Source organism: Arthrobacter sp. BC5, from assembly GCF_056680255.1.
Window position 1 is genome coordinate 2325759 of record NZ_CM155273.1, and the last position, 21494, is coordinate 2347252.

The following is a 21494-nucleotide window of genomic DNA, read 5'->3' on the forward strand; positions in this document are numbered from 1 at the left end:
CGCAAACAACAACAGCCTCCAGCGTAGCAGTCCTGGGGACCGCCGCCGACCACTCACTGCCGGCCGAGCTCCTTGGCGTCGTGCGCGCTGCCCCGCGGATCCGCGATCCCCGCCGTGAGCAGGCGCCGGAGGCTCGCGAGCCTGACCGGACCGGAATCACCGGCCAGCCCTTCCTCCACATAACTGTCCAGTCCGCAGTCCACGGCGTTGCCGTCGTGCCGGCAGCCGCGCTCGCACCGCTCCGTCCCTGGCTCCAGGTCGGGGAACGCCTTCAGGATCCGGTCGGCGTCCACGTGCGCCAGACCGAAGGAGCGGATGCCCGGGGTGTCGATGATCCAGGTGCCCGGAGCGGCATCGGCGGCCTTGAGGGCGAGGGCCGACGACGACGTATGGCGTCCCCTGCCCGTGACAGCGTTGACGCCGCCGGTGGCGCGCGTGGAACCGGTCAGGGCGTTGACCATGGTGGACTTCCCCACGCCGGAGTGGCCGAGCAGCACGCTCACCTGTCCGTCGAGTTCGTCCCGCAGGGCGTCGACGGCCCCGTGCGAGAGCCGTGCGGACTCGCCGTCGTCGGACGTGGCCTCGATGCCCACACCCTCGTCGGTCCTGCTGATGATGACGCGAAGATCGAGGTGCTCGTAGTTGGCGAGCAGGGGAGTCGGGTCGCGGAGGTCCGCCTTGGTGATGCACAGCAGCGGCTCGATGCCGGCGTCGTAGGCTGCGACGAGCGCGCGGTCGATGAAGCCCGTCCTGGGTTCCGGGTTCGCGGCGGCGACCACGATCACGAGCTGGTCCGCGTTGGCTACCACCACGCGTTCCACGGGATCGGTGTCGTCGGCGCTCCGGCGCAGGACGGTCCGGCGCTCCTCGATCCGCACGAGGCGCGCCAGGGAGTCCGGACCGCCGGAGAGGTCACCGACGAGCGCCACGAGGTCACCGGCGACGACGGCGCTGCGGCGCAGCTCGCGCGCACGGGCGGCGATCACGATGCGCTCGTCGGGGGTGTCCTCGTCCACCACGGTCGTGTAGCGCCCGCGGTCGACCGTCACCACGCGTCCCGTCTCGGCCTCCTCGTAGGCGGGACGGTTCTTCGTCCGGGGCCGGGATCCCTTCTTGTTGGGACGGATCCGGACGTCGGACTCGTCCCAGGCGCGGGAGCCGCGGCGGTTGCCGGCCTCGCTCATGCGTGTGCCCCGGTTCCGGCGGGATCCGCCACGGAAGCCTCTGCCGCCGTCCTCGTCACCGCGGCCCAGAGCTCGGGGAACTCCGGCATGGTCTTGGCCGTGGTGCCGATGTTCTCCACCTCGACGCCGTCGACCGCGAGGCCGATGATCGCGCCGGCCGTCGCCATCCGGTGGTCGTCGTACGTGCGGAAGGTCCCACCGTGCAGGGGCGCCGGCCGGATGACGAGGCCGTCCGCGGTCTCCTCGGCGTCGCCGCCGAGTCCGTTGATCTCCGCGACGAGGGCCGCCAGGCGGTCGGTCTCGTGCCCGCGGAGGTGCGCGATGCCCGTCAGGGTCGACGGCGAGTCCGCCAGCGCGCAGAGCGCGGCGACGGTGGGGGCGAGCTCGGAGGTGTCGGCGAACGTCCCACCGGAGATCGACGCCCCACCGGTGACCGTGAGGACGTTACCGTCGAGGCTCGCGGTCGCGCCCATCAGCGGCAGGATGCGCCGCCACTCGTCGCCCACCTGGGTGGTGCCCGCGGGCCAGTTCCGTACCCGGACGGTCCCGCCCGTGACGACGGCGGCGGCGAGGAACGGCCCGGCGTTGGAGAGATCCGGTTCGACGGCGACGTCGAAGGCGGCGATCGGCCCGGGGGACACGCGCCAGTGGTTCGGCACGGAATCGTCGACGGTCACGCCGAGCGACCGCAGGGTCTCGACGGTCATGCGGACGTGGTCGAGGCTGGGGACGGGCTTGCCGACGTGTTCGAGTTGGAGGCCCTCCGTGAACCGGGCACCCACGAGGAGCAGTGCCGACACGAACTGGGAGGAGGCCGAGGCGTCGATGACGAGTCGCCCGCCCCGCACGCGGCCCTCGCCCTCGACGGAGAAGGGCAGCGAGCCTGCGCCGCCGTCGTCGATCGCCACGCCGAGTCCCCGCAGTGCGTCGATGATGCTGCCCATCGGGCGGCGACGGGCATGCGGGTCGCCGTCGAAGGTGGTGGTACCGGAGATGAGGCCCGCGAGCGGTGGGACGAAGCGCATGACGGTGCCCGCGAGTCCGCAGTCCACCGCACGGGGAACCTCACCCGATCCGGCCCGCAGGGGCGTCACCCGGAGATCGGGGCCGAAGCCGCCGTCGCCGGGCAACTCGTCGATGACGGCACCGAGTGCGCGCAGGGCCGCGATCATCAGGGCGGAGTCGCGGGAGTGCAGTGGCCGGCGCAGGACGCAGGGACCGTCGGCGAGGGCTGCGAGCACGAGGTAGCGGTTGGTGAGGGACTTCGATCCCGGGATCGAGACCTCCGAGTCCACGGGACGGGTCAGGCGGGGTGCCCGCCACAAGGTCTCGTGGGGCACCCCGCCTGAGGACGCTGACATGGAGCTTATGAACCGACGACGTCGGCAGCGGTCCTGCGCACGGCCTTGTCGGCTTTCTGCAGCTGCTTGCGGGCGTCCTTGCCGAGGCCGGCGGCGTTCTTCCGCGCGTCCGTGGCGAGGTGTCCGGCACGCCAGGCGATGCCCGGGCGTCCGTTGGTGTCGACGGCGGCCAGGAGGACGGCACCGACCAGGGAGAGGTTCTTGAGCAGCTGTGAGCGGCGGGCCTTCTTGCCCTCGGCCGTCGAGGCATCCGCGGAGCGGTAGTCGACCAGCGTGTTCACCGAGGCGGTCACCGTCAGCAGCAGGGCTGCGACGCGTGAGAAGCGGCCGATGGAGAGCAGCAGCGCCGCTCCGACCTGCGTCGCGCCGAGGACCTGGCCCACGAGCTTCTCGTTGCCCGTGACCGCGGTGGCCGCGGGGACCACCTTGGTCACGCTCGCGAGGACCTCCTTGAGCTGCGGCGCCGTGGCTCCCGCAGTACGGAGGCGGTCGACTCCGGAGAAGACGAAGCCGCTCGCGATCAAGGGTCGGGCTATTACGCGGACAAGGGTCACAACTGCCTCCTGGTTGCCGACGGGATGCCGCCGGACATTGGGTTCTGGTTACGAAGCACGCTGGGTCTAGTTTTGCATGCCGCACCGGCCGGTGCGATTTTGCTGCCCGTGGACGGCCCGGGCTTGCGGGAGGGGCGTCGGCACCGGAAGGAGCGGGCCCGGAGGCAGTGCCGGGATCGACCGCCGGCAGGAATAGAAGGGGTGGCGTACAGGTTGCAGGGAGGGTAAGGGAACGCGGAACGGGAGAGGGGGTGACCGGATGACGGGTGGAACGACCGCAACGGTCGCAAGACCGGATTTTCAGCTTTCGACGTCGGTCCGGCGCGGCGGCGTCCCGGTGGTGCGTGCGCGGGGACGCGTAGACTTTGGCACGATGAATACAACAGCCCCCGCAGGCAGTAGCCAGGCCGAAGATGCAGAGTTGGACGTGTCGACGGAGTCGGAAGCCGACCGCAAGGCGCGCTTCGAACGCGACGCCATGCAGTACGTCGACCAGCTCTATTCCGCTGCCATGCGCATGGCCCGGAACCCGAGCGATGCCGAGGACCTCGTGCAGGAGGCCTATACCAAGGCGTTCTCGGCCTTCCACCAGTACAAGCCGGGCACGAACCTGAAGGCGTGGCTGTACCGCATCCTCACCAATACGTACATCAACCTGTATCGCAAGCGCCAGCGTGAACCCCTGCAGTCGCACTCGGACACGATCGAGGACTGGCAGCTCGCCAAGGCCGCCGAGCACACCTCCAGTGGCCTCCGGTCCGCCGAGGCCGAGGCGCTGGACCACCTGCCGGACTCCGACGTGAAGAGCGCCCTCCAGGCCATTCCGGAGGAATTCCGGCTCGCGGTGTACTTCTCGGACGTCGAGGGCTTCGCGTACAAGGAGATATCGGAAATCATGAACACGCCCATCGGGACCGTCATGTCCCGGCTGCATCGCGGCCGCAAGCTGTTGCGCGAACTCCTCGCGGAGTACGCGCACGAGCGGGGCCTGGGGACAGGCACTGGAGCCAGGACCCGGGTCGCAGCGGGCAAGGAACAGGAGATGAAGAAATGAGCGATTGCGAGAGCCTCGGCGATTGCGCCGACTCGAGGATCGAACGGCTGTACGAGTATCTGGACGGTGCCTTGTCCCACCAGGACCTGGTGGAGATCAAGGACCACCTGGACGGTTGCCCGCAGTGCGCCGAGGAGCACGACCTCGAGTGCCTGATCCGGTCCGTCGTCAAGCGATCCTGCACGGAAGTGGCGCCGTCGACCCTGAAGACGAGCATCCTGGACCGCATCAGCCAGCTCAAGACCGTGGATCACTGAGCGGCGCGTATCGCTGGTCACCGTCCTGACGGCGGTACAGACACAAGAACCTCCGACGCCCTGAGGCGCCGGAGGTTCTTGTGTTGGTGCAGGTGGTGCTTCTAACGCCTGGACTCAGGTGTTGGGGCGCTTACCGTGGTTTGCGCCTCCACGCTTCCGGTCGCGACGCTTGCGTGCTCGCTTGCTCATGGCTGCCTCCTTTTTCTTCAGGCACTGTACTCGTGCAGAACTGCACCCAAGTCTCCCATACAGCTACGGGCGTGACCTAAACAGCCGCCGGCCACCGTGGTTCCGTTCCGCCGGTGCCGTTCCGGCCGCCCCTAGGATGGGGGAACCAGCCACGACCGAAGGAGCTTGTGCATGCGCGCCGCCTACGCAGCAACCCAGTCCGCGAGTGATCCCCTCGCGGGCCTCGTCGTCGGGGACCTCGACCTGCCCGATGCGCCCGCCGGCTTCCGAAGGGTGCGGGTCGTCGCCTCCTGCCTGAACCACCATGACCTGTGGTCCCTGAAGGGCGTCGGGCTGCCCGGGGAGAAGCTGCCGATGGTCCTCGGTTGCGACGCGGCCGGGATCGACGACGACGGCAGCGAGGTGATCGTGCACGGCGTCCTCTCCTCGCCCGACTGGCGGGGCGACGAGACGCTCGACCCGAAACGCTCCCTCCTGTCGGAGCGTCACCCGGGGACGATGGCGGACTACGTGTGGGTGCCCGAGCGGAACCTTGTGCCCAAGCCTGCCGAGCTGTCCTTCGAAGAGGCCGCCTGCCTGCCGACGGCCTGGCTCACGGCGTACCGCATGCTCTTCTCGATCTCCCCGGCGGCACCGGGGTCCACCGTGCTGGTGCAGGGCGCGGGCGGGGGCGTGGCCTCCGCACTGATAGCGCTCGCCTCGGCTGCGGGCTTCCGGGTATGGGCGACGAGCCGCAGCGAGGAGAAGCGGCAGCGGGCGCTGGGGCTGGGCGCCGAGCAGGCGATCGACGCCGGCGCGCGGTTGCCGGACCGCGTGGACGTCGTCTTCGACTCCGTGGGAGAGGCGACCTGGGCGCACTCCCTGAAGTCCCTCGTGCCCGGCGGAACCGTGGTGACGTGCGGCGCGACGAGCGGCCCGGCGCCCTCGGCCGACCTCAACCGGGTGTTCTTCCTCCAGCTCCGCGTGCTGGGATCCACCATGGGCACCCGGGAGGAACTCGTACGGCTCACGCGTCTCCTGGTGGCTACCGGGGTGCGGCCGGTCATCGACACCGTCCTGCCCCTCGAGGACGCGGCGCAGGGCTTCCGGCGGCTGCTCGACGGCGACGTGTTCGGGAAGATCGTGTTCCGCCACTGATCCGGGCTGCAGCACGCGAAAGGGGCCCTCCGTGACGACGGAGGGCCCCTTGCGCCTGGCGGCTACGCGGACGCGCCGTTCACTCGGAGGCGCCGTTCACTCGGAGGCGCCGGTCACTCGGAGGCGCCCGTGGCGAGGATCGCCGCGCGTTGCTCACGGCGCGCCGACTGCTCTCCCGGGTCCGGGACCGGCGCCGCGGCGAGCAGTCGGCGCGTGTACGGATCACGCGGGTACTTCAGGATCTGCTCCGTGCTGCCCTGCTCCACCAGGGTGCCTTTGTTGAGCACCGCGATGTGGCTCGCGAGCAGTTCGACGACGGCGAGGTCGTGGCTCACGAAGAGGCACGCGAAGCCCCGCTCACGCTGCAGCTCCTGGAGCAGGGCCAGCACCTTGGCCTGCACGGAGACATCGAGGGCCGATGTCGGCTCGTCCGCGACGAGGAGGTCCGGCCGGAGTGAGAGCGCGCGGGCTATGCCGACGCGCTGGCGCTGGCCGCCGGAGAGCTCGTGCGGGTACCGGTTGCGGAAGGCGACCGGCAGCTGTACGTCCTCCAGCAGGGACGCGACGCGCTTGTCCAGCTCGGCGCGTCCGGGCTTCTCGTGCAGGAGCAGGGGTTCGCCGATGCTCTCGCCGATGGACATCCTCGGATTCAGCGAGGCCGCCGGGTCCTGGAACACGATCGCGAACTTCTTGCGCAGGGGCAGGAGCTGGCGGGCGCTGAGCTCCGTGATGTCGGTGCCACCGATCCTGACCGTGCCGCCGGAGGTCCTGATGAGCCCCGTCACGGCGCGTGCGATGGTCGATTTGCCCGAGCCGGACTCGCCGACCAGGCCCAGGACCTCGCCCGGGTTGATGGTGAGGGAGACACCGGAGACGGCCTTGAAGGGCGGCTGGCGGAAACGCCCGGGATACTCGATGTCCACATTCGTCAGCTCCAGGGCCGGCACGACGCCGGAGGCCGTGTGCGTCTCCCGCGCCCTGAGCGCGGCCTCCGCGTACTCCTCGTGGATGCTCAGGTGCCCGTCCACCACCTCGACGTCGCTGAGGACGCCGCCGACCTTCGATCCGAGGTGCGGTACGGCACCGAGGAGCTGCCTGGTATAGGCCTCGGCCGGGGCCGCGAACAGCTGGGCCGTCGGCGCCGCCTCCACGATCCGGCCGCGCTCCATGACGATCACGTGGTCGGCGAGGTCGGCGACCACGCCCATGTCGTGGGTGATGAGGAGCACGGCGCTGTTGAGCCGCTTGTTGAGCTTGCGCAGCAGGTCCAGTACCTCCGCCTGCACCGTGACGTCGAGCGCCGTCGTCGGCTCGTCCGCGATGAGCAGCATCGGGTCGTTGGCGAGGGCGATGGCGATCATGGCCCGCTGCCGCTGCCCACCGGAGAACTGGTGCGGGAAGGAGTCGTAGCGGCGCTCGGGCTCCGGGATCTCCACCATGCGGAGCAGTTCGATGGCACGCTTCTTCGCCTGCGCGGGGGAGAGCTCGGTGTGCTGTTCCACGGCTTCGCGGATCTGCTCGCCCACGGTCAGCACCGGGTTCAGGGCCGTCATGGGTTCCTGGAAGATCATGGCGATCTCGTTGCCCCGTACGCGCCGAAGCGTGCCCTGCGGCGCGCCGATGAGCTCCCTTCCGAGCATCTTGGCACTGCCCGACGAGCGCCCGTTGCGGGGCAGGAGGCCGAGCAGGGCCATGGAGGACATGCTCTTGCCGGAGCCGGACTCGCCGACGATCGCGAGGATCTCGCCGGGATGGATCTCGTAGGAGACGTCCTCGGCGGCCATGACCCACTCGTTGTCCACGTTGAACTCCACGCCGAGGCCCTTGACCGCGAGGATGGGCCCGGTGCCGGCCGGAGCCTGCTCGTCCGAGATGATGACGGAACTGTGTGACATTACTGCTTCACCCTTGTCTGCTTGGGGTCGAACGCGTCGCGCAGGCCGTCACCGATGAAGTTGACCGCGAGGGCGATGCCGATGATGAACGCTCCTGGCCAGAGGAAGAGCCAGGGCCGGACCGTGAGGGCGGAGCGGTTGTCGTTGATGGCCTTGCCGAGCGATGTGTCGGGCGCGGTGACGCCGAGGCCGAGGTAGCTCAGGGCGGTCTCGAGCAGGATGGCGCTCGAGATCGCGAGGGTCGTCGAGACGATGATCACGCCGACGGTGTTGGGCAGGATGTGCCGGAAGATGATGCGGGCCGAACTGGCACCGACCGACTTCGCGGACTCGACGAACTCCTTCTCGCGCAGGGAGAGGAACTCACCGCGCACCAGGCGCGCGAGGTTGGTCCACGTGACGACGCCGAGGAACAACGCGAAGGGGATGATGCCGTGCTTCGCGACGATGCCCGCGACCGCGGCCGCGATGACGACCGTCGGGATGGTGATGACGACGTCGGTGATCCGCATGAGGAACGCCTCGGTCCAGCCGCGGAAGTAGCCGGCGACGGCGCCCACGGTGGTGCCGATGACCATGGCCACGATCCCGACGACGAACGCGATGATGAGCGAGGTCTGGATGCCGCGCATGGTCAGCGCGAAGTAGTCGCGGCCGAGCACGTCCTGGCCGAAGGGATGCTCGCCGAGACTGAAGGGCCACAGGGTAAGGGTCGGCTTGCCCTCGTTGAAACGGGCTGCGAGTTCGTCGTAGTCCTTGTTCCACCAGCCGGGGATGCCCGCGACGCCGATGGAGCTGAAGGCGAGGACGACGATCAGGACCAGCAGGGCGATTCCCGCGAGGGCCCCCTTGTGGCGGAAGAAGCGCTCACTGATCAGGCGACCCTGGCTCTTCGCCTCGGTGGTACGGATGCGGTCCGTCTGGGCCCGCGTGGGGGTGGCGGTCGCGATGTCGTTGTCCTGGCTCTGGAGCGTCATCTCGGACAGCTCCAGCGACGTGCGAGGGTCATCCCGCTTGTTCTCGTGGTTGCTCATGATGGAAGTCCTAGCTCAGGGTGATGCGTGGATCGAGGAAGGCGTAGGCGATGTCGGCGAGCATGTTGAACAGCACGGCCGCGCTACCGACGACGAGGAAGAAGGCCATGACGGGCCCCGGGTCCACGTGACCGATACCGTCGACGAACATCTTTCCCATGCCGTTCCAGCCGAACACCTGCTCCGTGATGACGGCGCCGCTGAGCACACCCGCGAAGTCGAAGGCCATCAGGGTGGTGATCGGGATCATCGCGTTGCGGAACGCGTGCTTGACGAGGACCGTCCGCTCGCTGAGTCCCTTGGCCCGCGCGGTGCGGATGTAGTCCTGGTTCATGACGTCGAGCTGGCTGGCCCTCGTGTAGCGCGTGTAGGTCGCGAACGAGATGAGCGTCAGTGCGATGGTCGGCAGGATCAGGTGCAGCGCGTAGTCGAGGTTGATCTCCCAGAACGTGCCGGCCAGGTTCGCCGACTGCGAGCCGGTCGTGGGGATGGGCCGACCACCGGCCTTGGCCGAGAGCGTGGGGTAGGCCTGGAGGAGGCGGTCGAGCACGATCAGCAGGCTCACCGATACCGAGATCACGGCTCCGATCTTCGCGGCCTGCGCCCGGAACGGGCCACCGACGAGGCCGGCGACGAAGTAGGCGACGACGGCCGTCACGAGCACGAGTGCGAGCACCACCAGCCAGTTCGGGTCATCGAGCAGGGGGATCGAGACGAGGTAGCCGAGAAAACCCACGGCAGCCGCGGCGAGGGCTGCGTTCAGCACGCGACGGCGACGGAAACCCGCGAGCAGGGCCGTCCAGAGCACTGCCACTCCCACGGCGGACACGAGCATGCCGACGATCCCGAGGCCCGGGTTCACGAACCATCCGGTGACCAGGAGGAGGTACAGCGCGAGCGCGGTGGCGGCGGCAGCGATGCCGAAGACGATCAGCCTGCGCCTGCGGTCGCCACCGACGACGACCGCCCAGACGACGCCGGCGACCACCCCTATCAGGGCGATCGTGAGATAGGAGAACTGCGGATTGGCCAGCCAGGTGTTGAGGTCGATCGCCAGGTACTGCTTGAGGAGCGTCGAGAGCCAGAACAGGGGGAGCGAGAACAGCAGGAACGAGATGAAGGTGACCGAGTAGTCGAAGGTGCTGTACTGGCGGATGGCAGTGACGATGCCGACGACGACGCCGAGGACGAGGGCGAGCACGGTGGCCACGACGACGAGGCGCAACGTCGAGCCCATCGCGTTCTCGAGCTGGGGAAGCACGGCCGCGCCGGACCGGTCCTGGCCGAGCGTGCAGCTCACACCACCCGGGACGAGGCAATGGCCCACGTCCTGGAGCCAGAGGAAGTAGCGGGGGATGGGCGGCACGTCCAGGTTCATGGCGGCGGTACGGGCCGCGATGGTGGCGGCCTTCTCCGGGCCGCTGGCCTCGCCGAGATCCTCGAAGGGATCGCCCGACGAGATGGTGAGGAAGTACATCAGCGTTGTCGCTGCGAGCATGATGAAGAACGAGATGATGGTTCGCTTGGCGATGAAGTAGAACACGTGGGGGCTCCTAGGAAACGGTGCAGGCTGTTGCGGGGCCGGGCACAGGGACGGGCAGGCCCTCGGGCCTGCCCGTCCCTGTGCTTCAGTCCGGAGGGAGCAATCAGTTCTGCTTCGTCCAGCTGTAGGCGTTCCAGGTGATACCTGTCTGTGTCGGGTTCATCTCCACGCCCTCGAGCTTGGAGGAGTGTCCGATGATGTCGGCGTTCGCGTAGAGGACCACGTTGTACTGCGTCTCGGCGAGGCGCTGCTCGAGGTCCGTCTTGAGCTCCGGCACCTTGTCCGCCTCCGTGGTGGTGGCGATCTCCGTCCAGAGGCGGTCGACCTCGGGATCGGCGTAGCCGCCGAAGTTCTGCTCACCGCCGGAGACGTAGATGGACTGGCCGGAGGCTACGAGGCCGGAGCCCGACCAGCCGAACACCACGGCATCCCAGGCGCCGGGCTGGGAGAGCTTGGCGCTCCACTCGGCCTCGGGCTGCGGGACGATCTCGAAGCCGGCCTTGTCGCAGGAATCCTTGACCAGCGCCACCATGTCCGCGCGGAGCTGGCTCGTGGCCGCGTACATCAGGCTGACCCTGACGGGCTCGGTCTTGCCGGCCTCCGCGAGGAGCGCCTTGGCTCCCTCGATGTCCGCGGTGCCGTCACCCTGGGCGGCAGGTGCGCCGTCGAGGACCGTGTCGTAGTCGGGCTGTCCGGGCTGGTACTCGCGCAGGTTCATGACCGTCCCCTCGGGATCGATCGGAGTGACGAACTTGTCGACCATATCGGCGCGCGGAACGCAGGCCTGGAAGGCCTGGCGGACCTTGACGTCCTCGAACACGGCACCGGGGCGCTGGTCGAGGTCGATGTGCGAGAAGGTCAGGGACGTCCCGGTGTCCACCGTGACGGTCTCGCCGATCTGCTCGAGGGCGGTCTTGGTGTCCACCGTGGGACTGGACGGATCGATGACGTCCACGTCACCGTTCTGGAGTGCCTGGACGGCCTCCTCGTCCACGACGGTCTTGAAGACGATCGTGTCGGTCTTGCCTGCACGCTCTTCGCCCCAGTACTTGTCGTTCTTGACGAGCGTCAGGGTGCCGTTGGTCGCGTTGTCCAGCTTGTAGGGGCCGGACGAGGGAAGCAGGGCCGTGTCCGGCAGGGTCGGAAGGTCCACTTCGTAGTCCCAGCCCGTGTTCCAGAATTCCGCGACGGGCTTCAGAGTGGCGATGTCCTTGCTCTGGATGGCCTCGACGAGTTCGGCGCCGTCGCCCTCGGCGGACAGTCCTGCCTGCTCGGCGGCGATGTGCGCGGGCATGATGAGGTCACCCGTGAGGAGGGCTTCCCAGTCGGCGTACGGATCGGAGAAGACGAGCTCGAACTCCTTGGCCCCCGGCTCACCCTCGATCATCTCGGTCTGGGCGAAACCGTTGGTGGAGGAGGCGAGGAAGAGATCGGACTCAGCGCCCGACTCCGGGTCCTTCTCGCCGCTGGGATGCGTGCCGGACATGGCCGCCCAGGTCAGCAGGAGGTCGTCGTAGTCGATCGGCACGCCGTCGGACCACACAGCATCGTCGTTGATGGTGTATTTGATCGTCAGGGGATCGTCGCTGGTCTTCTCGTAGCTGCCGAAGTCCGTGTTGGGTTCGAGCTCGCCGGCCGCCGTGAAGGCAGCGAAGCCACTCATGGTCAGGTTGCTGACGTAGCCGTTGTACACGGAGTTCGTGGCCGCCGTATTGCCGTTGTAGCCGGTGGGTGCCTGACTGATCGCGATGTTGATCGTCGAGGCCAGGTTCTCCGCGGCACCTTCCGATGCCGGGGTCTCGGCGGTACCGCCCGCCGATCCACAGGCGCTCAGCATGAGCGCTCCGATGGACAGGGCGGCGAGCGTCATAGTGCGCTTATTACGCATTCGATAGTCCTTACTGTGCTTGGCGCGAGGGACTGAGGGGGGTCCCACGAGGCGGATTGCGGCAGTGACGGCAATCACACTCGGACAGCATAGCGAAGGATCGTTGCCTCCGGACACTCAGTGAACCGTTGATAACCCATTTGTTACCTCGGCGAAATATAAGGTCTCTGCGTAAAGAAAAAGCCCCGGCGGACGGCGTGTCCCCGGGGCTTTCCGGCACTGCCGGCGCTTATTCTGGCGCGGGCACGTCCAGCCACTGGAACCAGCCGCGATGCAGGACGAGCCAGGCCATCAGGCCGTAGCCGGCCTGCCCGGGAGTACCGCCGTTGGCGGCGAGGTCGTGCCGCCACTGCTCATGCGCGAGCAGGGGGCTGAAGGTGTCGACGAAGACGTGCTTGCGGCGCGTCGTCACGTCACCGAAGGCGGCCGAGAGGTCGGCGAGGCGCCGGTTGCGCTCCGCGTCGAGTCCGGGAGGAGGTCCGACGACGAGGACCTTGACGCTCATCTGGGATGCGCCGTCGAGGATGTTCGCGAGGTTGAGGCGGCTCCGCGCCGTCGACAGCTCCAGGTCGAGGTCGCGATCGGACAGGCCGATGACGAGGCGGTTCTCGAAGCCGTCGGCGAAGCGCCGTCCGGCCTCCTGGAGCCAGCGGTTGGCGAGGGCCTCGGTCCCCTCTCCGGGAGCGGCGAGGCTGTACGCCTCCACGGAGGCGGTATCGGGACGGGTGCGGGCCATCACGCGTCCGAGCCAGCCGAGCGCCCGCGGATCACCGAGCCCCGCGAGGAGTTCGTCGCCCACTGCTGCTAGCCGGATTCTGCGTTGTTCCACTGGTCCCTCGGTGTGCTGGTCGTCGGTGCTGGCGGGTGCCGGTCTTGGCAGGGGCAGGAGGCATGCCGGGCCGCCCGAGGGCGGGCACCGGCCTTGCATCCGCCCTTAAAGACGTCGGGTGGGGCCTGGACCCCACCCAACATCATACTGATGGCCTACTATTGCCGGCCGAAAGCCCTCTTGATGAGGAGTTCCTGCTCCACCGCGTGGTTCTTCGCGGACCCGGTCGCGGTCGAAGCGGACGCGGGACGCGACGCCAGCCGCATCCGCCGGTCGAGCTCCTGCGGCAGGTTGAGCCCGATGAAGGGCCACGGTCCCTGGTTCGCCGGCTCGTCCTGCGCCCACACGATCTCGGCGTTCGGGTAGGTGGCCAGTGCCGCCTTGATCTCGTCCAGCGGCAGCGGGTACAACTGCTCGACGCGCACGATCGCCGTCTTGCCGTCGTCGAGCTTCTGGCGGGACGACAGCAGGTCGTAGTAGAGCCGGCCCGACACCAGGATCACACGCTCGACGTCGTTCCCCGACGTCTCCAGCGTGTCCGGGATGACCGGACGGAAGGTGCCCTGCGTGAAGTCCTCGACCGGGCTCGCCGCGGCCTTCAGGCGCAGCAGCTGCTTTGGGGTGAAGATCACGAGCGGCTTCCGCGGACGGTTGTACGCGTGCCGGCGCAGCAGGTGGAAGTGCGATGCCGCGGAGCTCGGGTTGGCGACCACCATGTTCTCCTCGGCGCACATCTGCAGGAAGCGCTCGATGCGTGCGGAGGAGTGGTCCGGACCCTGGCCCTCGTAGCCGTGGGGAAGCATCAGCACGAGCGAGGATCGCTGTCCCCACTTCTGCTCAGCCGAGCTGATGAACTCGTCGATGATGGTCTGCGCACCGTTGACGAAGTCACCGAACTGCGCTTCCCAGATGACGAGCGCGTCCGGACGTTCCACCGAGTACCCGTACTCGAAGCCCATGGCGGCGTATTCGCTGAGCAGGGAGTCGTAGACCCAGAACTTGGCCTGGTCCTCGCTGAGGTCGTCGAGCGGCAGCCACTCGTGGCCGGTCGCCCGGTCGTGGAACACGGCGTGCCGCTGGACGAACGTGCCGCGTCGGGAGTCCTGGCCTGCGAGCCGCACGGGCACGCCCTCCATGAGGAGAGAACCGAAGGCAGCGACCTCGCCGAAGCCCCAGTCGATACCGCCCTCGCGCGACATCTGCTCACGCTTCTCGAGCAGGGCCTTGAGCTTGGGGTGGACCGTGAAGCCTTCGGGGATCGCTGTGTGCGCTGCGCCGATGTGGGCCAGCGTCTCGGCGCTGATCGCGGTCTGCTGCACGTCCGCCTCGCCGCCGTCCGCCTGCTGCGCGTGCGGCCGCTCGAGGCCCGAGACCGCCTGCGGGTCCTTCGTGACGACCGGGATCGGCGACGTCTGGGCCGCGTGGGTCTCGGCGAACACGCGCTCCAGGCGTTCCTGGTAGTCGCGCAGCGCCTGCTCGGCCTCTTCCTGCGTGATGTCGCCGCGGCCGATCAGGGCCTCGGTGTACAGCTTGCGGACCGAGCGCTTGGCCTCGATCAGGTTGTACATCATGGGCTGCGTCATCGAGGGGTCGTCGCCCTCGTTGTGGCCGCGACGGCGGTAGCAGACCATGTCGATGACGACGTCCTTGTTGAACCGCTGGCGGAACTGGTACGCCAGCTGGGCCACGCGGACGACCGCCTCGGGGTCGTCGCCGTTGACGTGGAACACCGGGGCCTGGACCATCTTCGCGACGTCGGTGGAGTACACCGAGGAGCGCGAGGACGTCGGGCTCGTGGTGAAGCCGACCTGGTTGTTCACGATGACGTGGATGGTGCCGCCGGTGCGGTAGCCGCGCAGCTGTGAGAGGTTCAGGGTCTCCGCCACGACGCCCTGGCCCGCGAAGGCCGCGTCGCCGTGGATGAGGATCGGCAGCACGGGGAAGGTCTCGCCCTGGTCGAGCAGGTCCTGCTTGGCGCGGACGATGCCCTCGAGCACGGGGTCGACGGCTTCGAGGTGCGACGGGTTCGCGGCGAGGTAGACCTTGGTCTCGTTGCCGGCGTCGGACGTGAAGGTGCCCTCGGTGCCGAGGTGGTACTTCACGTCGCCCGAGCCCTGCACGGAGCGGGGGTCCTGCGTGCCCTCGAACTCGCGGAACACCTGGGCGTAGGTCTTCCCGGCGATGTTGGTCAGCACGTTCAGGCGGCCTCGGTGCGCCATGCCGATCGCGACCTCGTCGAGGCCGTCGTCGGCCGCACCGGAGATCACGGCGTCGAGCAGCGGGATCAGGGATTCACCGCCCTCGAGGGAGAAGCGCTTCTGGCCGACGAACTTCGTCTGCAGGAACGTCTCGAAGGCCTCGGCCGAGTTCAGCTTGTGCAGGATGCGCAACTGCTCCTCGCGGCTCGGCTTGGAGTAGGTGTGCTCCAGCTCGTCCTGGAACCACTGCCGCTCGGCGGGGTCCTGGAGGTGCATGTACTCGATGCCCGTCGTGCGGCAGTACGCATCGCGCAGGACACCGAGCATGTCGCGGAACTTGAGCGTCGGCTGGCCGCCGAAGCCGCCCGTGGGCCACTCGCGGTCGAGGTCCCACAGCGTCAGCCCGTGGGTACGGATGTCCAGGTCGGCGTGCTTGCGCTGGACGTACTCGAGCGGATTGGTGTCCGCCATGAGGTGGCCGCGCACCCGGTACGCGTGGATGAGCTGCTGGATCCGGGCGACCTTGTTGATCTCGTCCATCGGGTCGACCTGGATGTCCGCACTCCAGCGCACGGGCTCGTACGGGATGCGGAGCGATTCGAAGATCTCGTCGTAGAAGCCCTGCTCGCCGAGCAGCAGCTGATGGATGATGCGGAGGAACTCGCCGCTGCCGGCTCCCTGGATGACACGGTGGTCGTACGTGGAGGTCAACGTGATGGTCTTGCTGATCGCGTGCTTCGCGAGGATCTTCTCGCTCGAGCCCTGGAACTCGGCAGGGTACTCGAGGGCGCCGGCTCCGATGATGCACGCCTGGCCCTTGGAGAGGCGCGGCACGGAGTGGACGGTGCCGATGCCGCCGGGGTTGGTGAGGGACACCGTGGTGCCCGCGTAGTCGTCCGCGCCCAGCTTGCCGGCGCGGGCCTTCTTCACGAGGTCCTCATAGGCGTGCCAGAACTCCGAGAAGTTCATGGTCTCGGCCTTCTTGATGTTCGGCACCACGAGCGAGCGCGTCCCATCCGGCTTCGGCATGTCGATCGCGAGACCGAAGTTCACGTGGGCCGGCTGCACCGCCGAGGGCTTGCCGTCGATCACGTCGTAGTAGACGTTCTGCGACGGGAACTGGGCGAGGGCCCGGATGATCGCGTAGCCGATGAGGTGGGTGAAGGAGACCTTGCCACCACGGGCCCGCGCGAGGTTGCTGTTGATGACCACGCGGTTGTCGATCAGGAGCTTCGCCGGGATGGCGCGCACGCTGGTCGCGGTGGGGACGCTGAGGCTGGCCTCCATGTTGGTGGAGATCGCCTTGGCGGGTCCGCGCAGGACGCTGACCCTGTTCTCCTCCATCTCGCCGTTGCGATCCGAGGCCGGCAGCTGTGCGGGGATGGGCTTTCCGGCAGGCTTGTCCTCCCGCGACGTCTCCGGCTTCTTCGCCGGTTCGTTCGGGACCGGCGGCTTGCCGCTCTGCTGCGTGCTGGCCGGGCTCTCACCGGAGGCCTTCGGCGCCGGGGCCTCCGTCTTCACGACCGGGAGTTCCTTCGTCGGAGGATGTGCGCTCCCGGAGCCGGCAGGCGCGGTGCCGTTGGGGGCAGGTGCGGGTGCGGGTGCAGCAGGAGTCGTGGACGCGGGGGCGGATGCGGGATCCGCGGTCCCGCCTGCTCCGTGTCGGCCGTTCTCCGCGGGCGCAGTCTCCGCATCGAACGAATCGAACAGGCCCCACCACTTCTTGTCGACCGAATGGCGGTCCTTCTGGAACTGCTCGTAGAGTTCATCAACGAGCCACTCGTTCCCGCCGAACTCTTCAGGTAGACGGTGGCTGGTTTGTTCTGGCACTTGGTATACGCCTCTTCCGTAAGTTGCCCTGAGCGCGGTGCGGTCGGCAAGATCGGCGAGAAGCCGTGTCTGGACCCTGTCCAAGTGTAGTGACAGGAGTAACGAACAATCCAATCAGGCGTGTCGTGCAGGGGCACGCCGTGCGATACTGCGCGCCCGCAGGCCCTATACTCTTTGCGGCCGTCCAACCCGGTCCCACCAGGGAGAACCATGCGCTTCATCAATCCGCCCACCACCGATCTCACCTACTCGGACGTGTTCCTCGTACCGTCCGCCTCCGAGGTCATCTCGCGCTTCGACGTCGATCTGTCGTCCGACGACGGCTCGGGGACCACGATCCCGCTCGTCGTCGCCAACATGACGGCGGTGACAGGACGGCGCATGGTCGAGACCGTCGCGAGGCGCGGAGGTATCGGCGTCCTGCCCCAGGACGTCCCGGTCGAGGTCATCGCCGAGGTCACGTCGTGGGTCAAGGACCGGCACCCCGTGTTCGAGACGCCGCTCAAGCTGCAGCCGGGCAACACCGTGATCGACGCACTCCACCTCATGCACAAGCGCGCCCACGGCGCGGTCCTCGTCGTCGACGACGGCGGAGCCTGCGTGGGCGTGGTCAACGCCGCCGACTGCGAGGAGGTGGACCGCTTCGCTTCACTCGAGTCCGTGATGCGGCCGGCTCCCGCGGCCTTCGAGGCCTCGCTGTTCGACGCCGATCCCGCCGCTGCGCTGCAGAAGGCCTTCGAGGACCTCGACGGTGCCCGCAGCTCGCTCGCTCCCGTGGTGCGCGACGGCGTCCTGCAGGGCGTGATCACCCGGACGGGCGCGCTGCGCTCCACCATCTACGATCCCGCCCTCGACGCAGCAGGCAGGCTCAGCGTGGCGGCGGCCGTCGGCATCAACGGCGACGTGGAGGCGAAGGCCGCGGCGCTGCTGGAGGCCGGCGTCGACGTCCTCGTCGTCGACACAGCCCACGGCCACCAGCGGAAGATGCTCGACGCGCTCGCCGTCGTCCGCGGCCTGGACCCGAAGGTCCCGATCGTCGCCGGGAACGTCGTCAGCGCCGAGGGCGTGCGCGATCTCGTCGCCGCCGGCGCGTCGATCGTCAAGGTCGGGGTGGGCCCCGGTGCCATGTGCACCACCCGCATGATGACCGCCGTCGGCCGCCCCCAGTTCTCCGCCGTGCACGAGTGCGCGCAGGCGGCCGCCGAGCTGGGCGCCCACGTCTGGGCCGACGGCGGCGTACGGTATCCGCGGGACGTCGCGCTCGCCCTCGCCGCCGGTGCGAGCCAGGTCATGATCGGTTCCTGGTTCGCCGGCACCTACGAGAGCCCGGGGGACCTGCAGACGGACAGCGACGGGCGCCGGTACAAGGAGAGCTTCGGCATGGCCTCGGCGCGTGCGGTGCAGAACCGGACGCGGCGCGACGACGTCTTCGCCCGCGCGCGAAAGGGTCTGTTCGAGGAGGGTATCTCCACGTCGAAGATGTACCTCGATCCGGCGCGGCCGGGCGTCGAGGACCTCCTCGACATGATCACCGCCGGCGTCCGCAGCTCGATGACCTACGCCGGAGCGGCGTCGCTGGCGGAGTTCCGTGAGCGCGCCGTGGTAGGCGTGCAGTCGGCCGCGGGTTACGAGGAGGGGCGGCCGCTCCAGCAGAGCTGGTAGCCGCGGGACCGGCTGGCGGCGTTCCGCCCGCAGCGCACGCCCACCGAAATGCGGGTGGCGGGCGGCGCCCCAGCCGGTAAACTGGCCTTCCTATGGACAGTCCTTCTAGGGGCCGGCTCGACGCCGGCATCCCCTCACCTCTTGCCCATCCGCTGCACGAACCTGATGCGGGGCGCCCGGCCGACGCCGGCTCCGGCCAGGACGCAGCATTCCTCCCGGCGGACGCCCCGGACCCCCTCAGACGCGGGCCGCTGCAATCCCGCCCCGGCCCGGCCGAGGAGGGGATGTAGCGGTGGAATGGATCTACCTGGCCGCCGGCCTGCTCCTCGTCCTCGGCACGGGGTTCTTCGTGGCGGTCGAGTTCGCCCTCGTCGCCCTCGACCAGACGTACGTCCAGCGCGCGGTCGACGACGGCGACACGAAGGCCGTGCCGCTGCTGCGCTGCCTGAAATCGCTCTCCACGCAGCTCTCGAGCTGCCAGCTGGGCATCACCCTGACCACGCTGCTGACCGGGTACGTCATGGAGCCCTCGGTCGGACAGCTGCTCGAGACGCCGCTGGCCGCCCTCGGACTGTCGGAGGCGCTGATCGCCTCGACGTCGATCATCCTCGCGATGATCCTCGCGACGCTGCTCTCGATGCTGATCGGCGAACTCGTCCCGAAGAACCTCTCCATCGCGCTGCCCTTCAAGGTGGGCAAGGCCCTCGCCCGGCCGCAGCTCATCTTCACCGCCGTGTTCAAGCCGGCCATCATCGTGCTGAACGGCTTCTCCAACCGCGTCCTCAACATCTTCGGCCTCGAGGCCAAGGAGGAGATCTCGGGTGCGCGTACGCCGTCCGAGCTGTCGTCTCTCGTGCGTCGTTCCGCCGAGATGGGCACGCTGGACCAGGGCACGGCGAACTTCCTCGCCCGGACCTTCAGCTTCTCGGAACGGACGGCAGCCGATGTCATGACGCCGCGCATCCGCATGGAGGTCATCGACTCCGACCAGACGGTGGCCGATGTCGTGGAGGCGGCGCGACGCACCGGCTATTCGCGGTTCCCCCTCATCGGCGAGTCCGCCGATGACATCCGCGGCGTGGTCCACGTCAAGAAGGCCGTGGCGGTACCGCGCCACAAGCGCGCGGACCTGCCCGCGGGGACCATCATGACCGATGTGCTCCGCGTGCCCGAGACGGTGCATCTCGACTCCCTCCTCCGCGAGCTGCGCGATGCGAACCTGCAGCTCGCCGTCGTCCTGGACGAATACGGTGGTACAGCCGGTGTGGCCACGCTCGAGGACCTCGTGGAGGAGATCGTCGGCGAGGTCAAGGACGAGCACGACAAGCTGAAACCCGGAGTGCTGCAGAGTGCAGCGGGGGACTGGTTCTTCCCCGGGCTGATGCGCCCCGACGAGGTCACGATGCAGATACCGGGCCTCGTGGTGCCGGACGAGGCCGGGTACGAGACCGTGGCCGGCTTCATCATGGCCGAGCTGGGCCGTGTCCCGGTGACGGGTGACCGCGTCGAGGTTCCCGCAGGGACCCTCACGGTCGAGCGCATGGACGGACGCCGGATCGACCGCGTGGAGTTCCGACCGGCGCCGGCAGGAAACGACGACGCGGCTCCCTCGAGCGCCGTCGTCCCCGAGCACCAGCCGGTTCCCCAGGGGACCGGTACGCGGGGTGCCGCCCCGCAGGCCCCCCGTCCGGCCTTCGCCGGCAGTACCGCAGTACGGAAGGACGACCGATGAGCGACTGGGCGGGTATTCTCTGGCTCGTCGTCCTCCTGCTGGGCAACGCGTTCTTCGTCGGCTCGGAGTTCGCGGTCATGTCCGCACGCCGGAGCCAGATCGAGCCGCTGGCGGACGCGGGATCGAAGCGAGCCAAGACCACGATCTGGGCGATGGAGCATGTCTCCCTCATGCTCGCCTGCTCCCAGCTCGGCATCACGGTCTGCTCGCTCCTGATCCTGCAGGTCGCCGAGCCGGCCATCCACCACCTGTTCGTGGTGCCCTTCGAGGCCGTCGGGGTTCCCGAGGGCCTGGCGGACGGTGTGGCCTTCGCGCTGGCGCTGCTGCTGGTCACGTTCCTGCACGTCACCTTCGGCGAGATGGTGCCGAAGAACATCTCGGTGTCCGTCGCGGACAAGGCGGCCCTGCTGCTGGCGCCGCCGCTCGTGATGATCGCCCGCGTGGTCAACCCGGTGATCTCGTCCCTCAACTGGGCCGCGAACCACATCCTCCGCGCCCTGAAGGTCGAGCCGAAGGACGAGGTGTCCTCGACCTACACGCTGGAGGAAGTGCAGTCGATCGTCGAGGAGTCGACCAAGAGCGGGCTCGTCGACGACGAGTCCGGGCTGATCACCGGTGCCCTGGAGTTCTCGGGGCAGACGGCCGAGACGACGATGGTGCCTCTCGGCGAACTCGTCACCGTGCGCACGGACGCCACCCCCGAGGACTTCGAGCGCGCGGTGGGCCGCACCGGCTTCTCCCGCTTCGTCCTCGTGGACGAGCGCGGGAACCTGACCGGCTACATGCACCTGAAGGACATCATGTCCATGCCGCAGGCCATGTATCGCAGGCCCATCACCGAGAACAAGGTGCGGACCCTGGCGAACCTGTCGCTGCAGGACGAGATCGAGGACGCACTCGCGGTGATGCAGCGGACGGGCTCGCACCTGGCGCGCGTGCTCGGTCCCGACGGCTCCACCCGCGGCGTGCTCTTCCTCGAGGACGTGATCGAGCAACTCATCGGCGAGATCCGGGACGCGACCCAGAACCAGGGCGCGCGGAGGACGGGAGAAGGCGTCAACGGTACTGAGGCACCCGTGTCCTGAGGCCCGACGGACGAAGGCGAAATGCGAACGGTTCGCGTGTGAGGTAGGCTCGGGTTAACGTA

At 68.5% G+C, this 21494-nt stretch carries 16 protein-coding genes; 6 read left to right on the forward strand and 10 right to left on the reverse strand.

Features of this window, described 5'->3' with window-relative positions:
• Window positions 1-53 precede the first annotated feature (53 nt).
• Genes rsgA through AC1MFI_RS10810 form a run of 3 tightly spaced genes read right to left on the reverse strand, consistent with a single transcriptional unit; the run spans window position 54 to window position 3099 of the window.
• Complete coding sequence (rsgA, locus tag AC1MFI_RS10800) at window positions 54-1184, reverse strand: ribosome small subunit-dependent GTPase A (protein WP_479816815.1); 1131 nt, start codon at window positions 1182-1184, stop codon at window positions 54-56.
• Window positions 1181-2545 (reverse strand): 3-phosphoshikimate 1-carboxyvinyltransferase, encoded by a 1365-nt coding sequence (gene aroA / locus AC1MFI_RS10805; protein ID WP_479816817.1) that lies wholly within the window; start codon window positions 2543-2545, stop codon window positions 1181-1183. Before aroA ends, rsgA begins: the two co-directional genes overlap by 4 nt.
• Before the next feature lie 5 nt (window positions 2546-2550).
• Window positions 2551-3099, reverse strand: coding sequence for a DoxX family protein (locus tag AC1MFI_RS10810; protein ID WP_479816819.1), 549 nt, complete (start codon window positions 3097-3099; stop codon window positions 2551-2553).
• A 373-nt stretch (window positions 3100-3472) separates the two neighbouring features.
• Here AC1MFI_RS10810 and AC1MFI_RS10815 point away from each other — a divergent pair, with 373 nt between their 5' ends.
• Window positions 3473-4153, forward strand: a complete 681-nt coding sequence (locus AC1MFI_RS10815) for a sigma-70 family RNA polymerase sigma factor (RefSeq protein ID WP_479816821.1) — start codon at window positions 3473-3475, stop codon at window positions 4151-4153.
• The gene (rsrA, locus tag AC1MFI_RS10820; RefSeq protein ID WP_479816823.1) at window positions 4150-4410 is read left to right on the forward strand and encodes a mycothiol system anti-sigma-R factor; all 261 of its coding nucleotides are present in this window, start codon (window positions 4150-4152) and stop codon (window positions 4408-4410) included. Before AC1MFI_RS10815 ends, rsrA begins: the two co-directional genes overlap by 4 nt.
• A 114-nt stretch (window positions 4411-4524) precedes the next feature.
• Here rsrA and AC1MFI_RS10825 read toward each other — a convergent pair whose 3' ends face one another.
• Entirely contained in the window at window positions 4525-4599 is a 75-nt protein-coding gene (locus tag AC1MFI_RS10825; RefSeq protein ID WP_369299106.1) for a 50S ribosomal protein bL37, read from the reverse strand.
• Between the two features lie 171 nt (window positions 4600-4770).
• On the opposite strand from AC1MFI_RS10825, the gene AC1MFI_RS10830 reads away from it, so the two are divergent.
• Entirely contained in the window at window positions 4771-5736 is a 966-nt protein-coding gene (locus AC1MFI_RS10830; RefSeq protein ID WP_479816824.1) for a zinc-binding dehydrogenase, read from the forward strand.
• Between the two features lie 113 nt (window positions 5737-5849).
• Here AC1MFI_RS10830 and AC1MFI_RS10835 read toward each other — a convergent pair whose 3' ends face one another.
• The 6 genes from AC1MFI_RS10835 to AC1MFI_RS10860 all read right to left on the reverse strand — a co-directional run bounded on the left by AC1MFI_RS10835 (window position 5850) and on the right by AC1MFI_RS10860 (window position 16953).
• Window positions 5850-7631 (reverse strand): ABC transporter ATP-binding protein, encoded by a 1782-nt coding sequence (locus AC1MFI_RS10835; RefSeq protein ID WP_479816825.1) that lies wholly within the window; start codon window positions 7629-7631, stop codon window positions 5850-5852.
• Window positions 7631-8665 carry an ABC transporter permease gene (locus AC1MFI_RS10840; RefSeq protein ID WP_479816826.1) on the reverse strand — a complete coding sequence of 345 codons (1035 nt, stop codon included), beginning with the start codon at window positions 8663-8665 and terminating at the stop codon, window positions 7631-7633. The genes AC1MFI_RS10835 and AC1MFI_RS10840 overlap by 1 nt, the downstream gene beginning before the upstream one ends.
• 10 nt (window positions 8666-8675) lie before the next feature.
• Entirely contained in the window at window positions 8676-10208 is a 1533-nt protein-coding gene (locus tag AC1MFI_RS10845) for an ABC transporter permease (RefSeq protein ID WP_479816827.1), read from the reverse strand.
• Between the two features lie 103 nt (window positions 10209-10311).
• Complete coding sequence (locus AC1MFI_RS10850) at window positions 10312-12096, reverse strand: ABC transporter family substrate-binding protein (protein WP_479816828.1); 1785 nt, start codon at window positions 12094-12096, stop codon at window positions 10312-10314.
• 229 nt (window positions 12097-12325) lie between these two features.
• Entirely contained in the window at window positions 12326-12925 is a 600-nt protein-coding gene (locus tag AC1MFI_RS10855; RefSeq protein ID WP_400483941.1) for a GDSL-type esterase/lipase family protein, read from the reverse strand.
• A 158-nt stretch (window positions 12926-13083) separates the two neighbouring features.
• Window positions 13084-16953, reverse strand: a complete 3870-nt coding sequence (locus AC1MFI_RS10860) for a multifunctional oxoglutarate decarboxylase/oxoglutarate dehydrogenase thiamine pyrophosphate-binding subunit/dihydrolipoyllysine-residue succinyltransferase subunit (protein WP_479816829.1) — start codon at window positions 16951-16953, stop codon at window positions 13084-13086.
• 210 nt (window positions 16954-17163) lie between these two features.
• Between AC1MFI_RS10860 and guaB1 the strand changes: the two genes are divergently transcribed.
• The 3 genes from guaB1 to AC1MFI_RS10875 all read left to right on the forward strand — a co-directional run bounded on the left by guaB1 (window position 17164) and on the right by AC1MFI_RS10875 (window position 21432).
• Window positions 17164-18615, forward strand: a complete 1452-nt coding sequence (gene guaB1, locus AC1MFI_RS10865) for a GMP reductase (RefSeq protein ID WP_479816830.1) — start codon at window positions 17164-17166, stop codon at window positions 18613-18615.
• Window positions 18616-18907: 292 nt separating this feature from the next.
• Window positions 18908-20347 carry a hemolysin family protein gene (locus AC1MFI_RS10870; protein WP_479816831.1) on the forward strand — a complete coding sequence of 480 codons (1440 nt, stop codon included), beginning with the start codon at window positions 18908-18910 and terminating at the stop codon, window positions 20345-20347.
• The gene (locus AC1MFI_RS10875) at window positions 20344-21432 is read left to right on the forward strand and encodes a hemolysin family protein (protein ID WP_479816833.1); all 1089 of its coding nucleotides are present in this window, start codon (window positions 20344-20346) and stop codon (window positions 21430-21432) included. Before AC1MFI_RS10870 ends, AC1MFI_RS10875 begins: the two co-directional genes overlap by 4 nt.
• Window positions 21433-21494: the final 62 nt, after the last annotated feature.

Excerpts from the sequence above, each read along its gene's own strand:
- rsgA (WP_479816815.1), bottom strand. The coding sequence starts at position 1,184 with ATGAGCGAGGCCGGCAACCGCCGCGGCTCCCGCGCCTGGGACGAGTCC.
- aroA (WP_479816817.1), bottom strand. The coding sequence starts at position 2,545 with ATGTCAGCGTCCTCAGGCGGGGTGCCCCACGAGACCTTGTGGCGGGCA.
- AC1MFI_RS10815 (WP_479816821.1), top strand. The coding sequence starts at position 3,473 with ATGAATACAACAGCCCCCGCAGGCAGTAGCCAGGCCGAAGATGCAGAG.
- rsrA (WP_479816823.1), top strand. The coding sequence starts at position 4,150 with ATGAGCGATTGCGAGAGCCTCGGCGATTGCGCCGACTCGAGGATCGAA.
- AC1MFI_RS10830 (WP_479816824.1), top strand. The coding sequence starts at position 4,771 with ATGCGCGCCGCCTACGCAGCAACCCAGTCCGCGAGTGATCCCCTCGCG.
- AC1MFI_RS10835 (WP_479816825.1), bottom strand. The coding sequence starts at position 7,631 with ATGTCACACAGTTCCGTCATCATCTCGGACGAGCAGGCTCCGGCCGGC.
- AC1MFI_RS10840 (WP_479816826.1), bottom strand. The coding sequence starts at position 8,665 with ATGAGCAACCACGAGAACAAGCGGGATGACCCTCGCACGTCGCTGGAG.
- AC1MFI_RS10850 (WP_479816828.1), bottom strand. The coding sequence starts at position 12,096 with ATGCGTAATAAGCGCACTATGACGCTCGCCGCCCTGTCCATCGGAGCG.
- guaB1 (WP_479816830.1), top strand. The coding sequence starts at position 17,164 with ATGCGCTTCATCAATCCGCCCACCACCGATCTCACCTACTCGGACGTG.
- AC1MFI_RS10875 (WP_479816833.1), top strand. The coding sequence starts at position 20,344 with ATGAGCGACTGGGCGGGTATTCTCTGGCTCGTCGTCCTCCTGCTGGGC.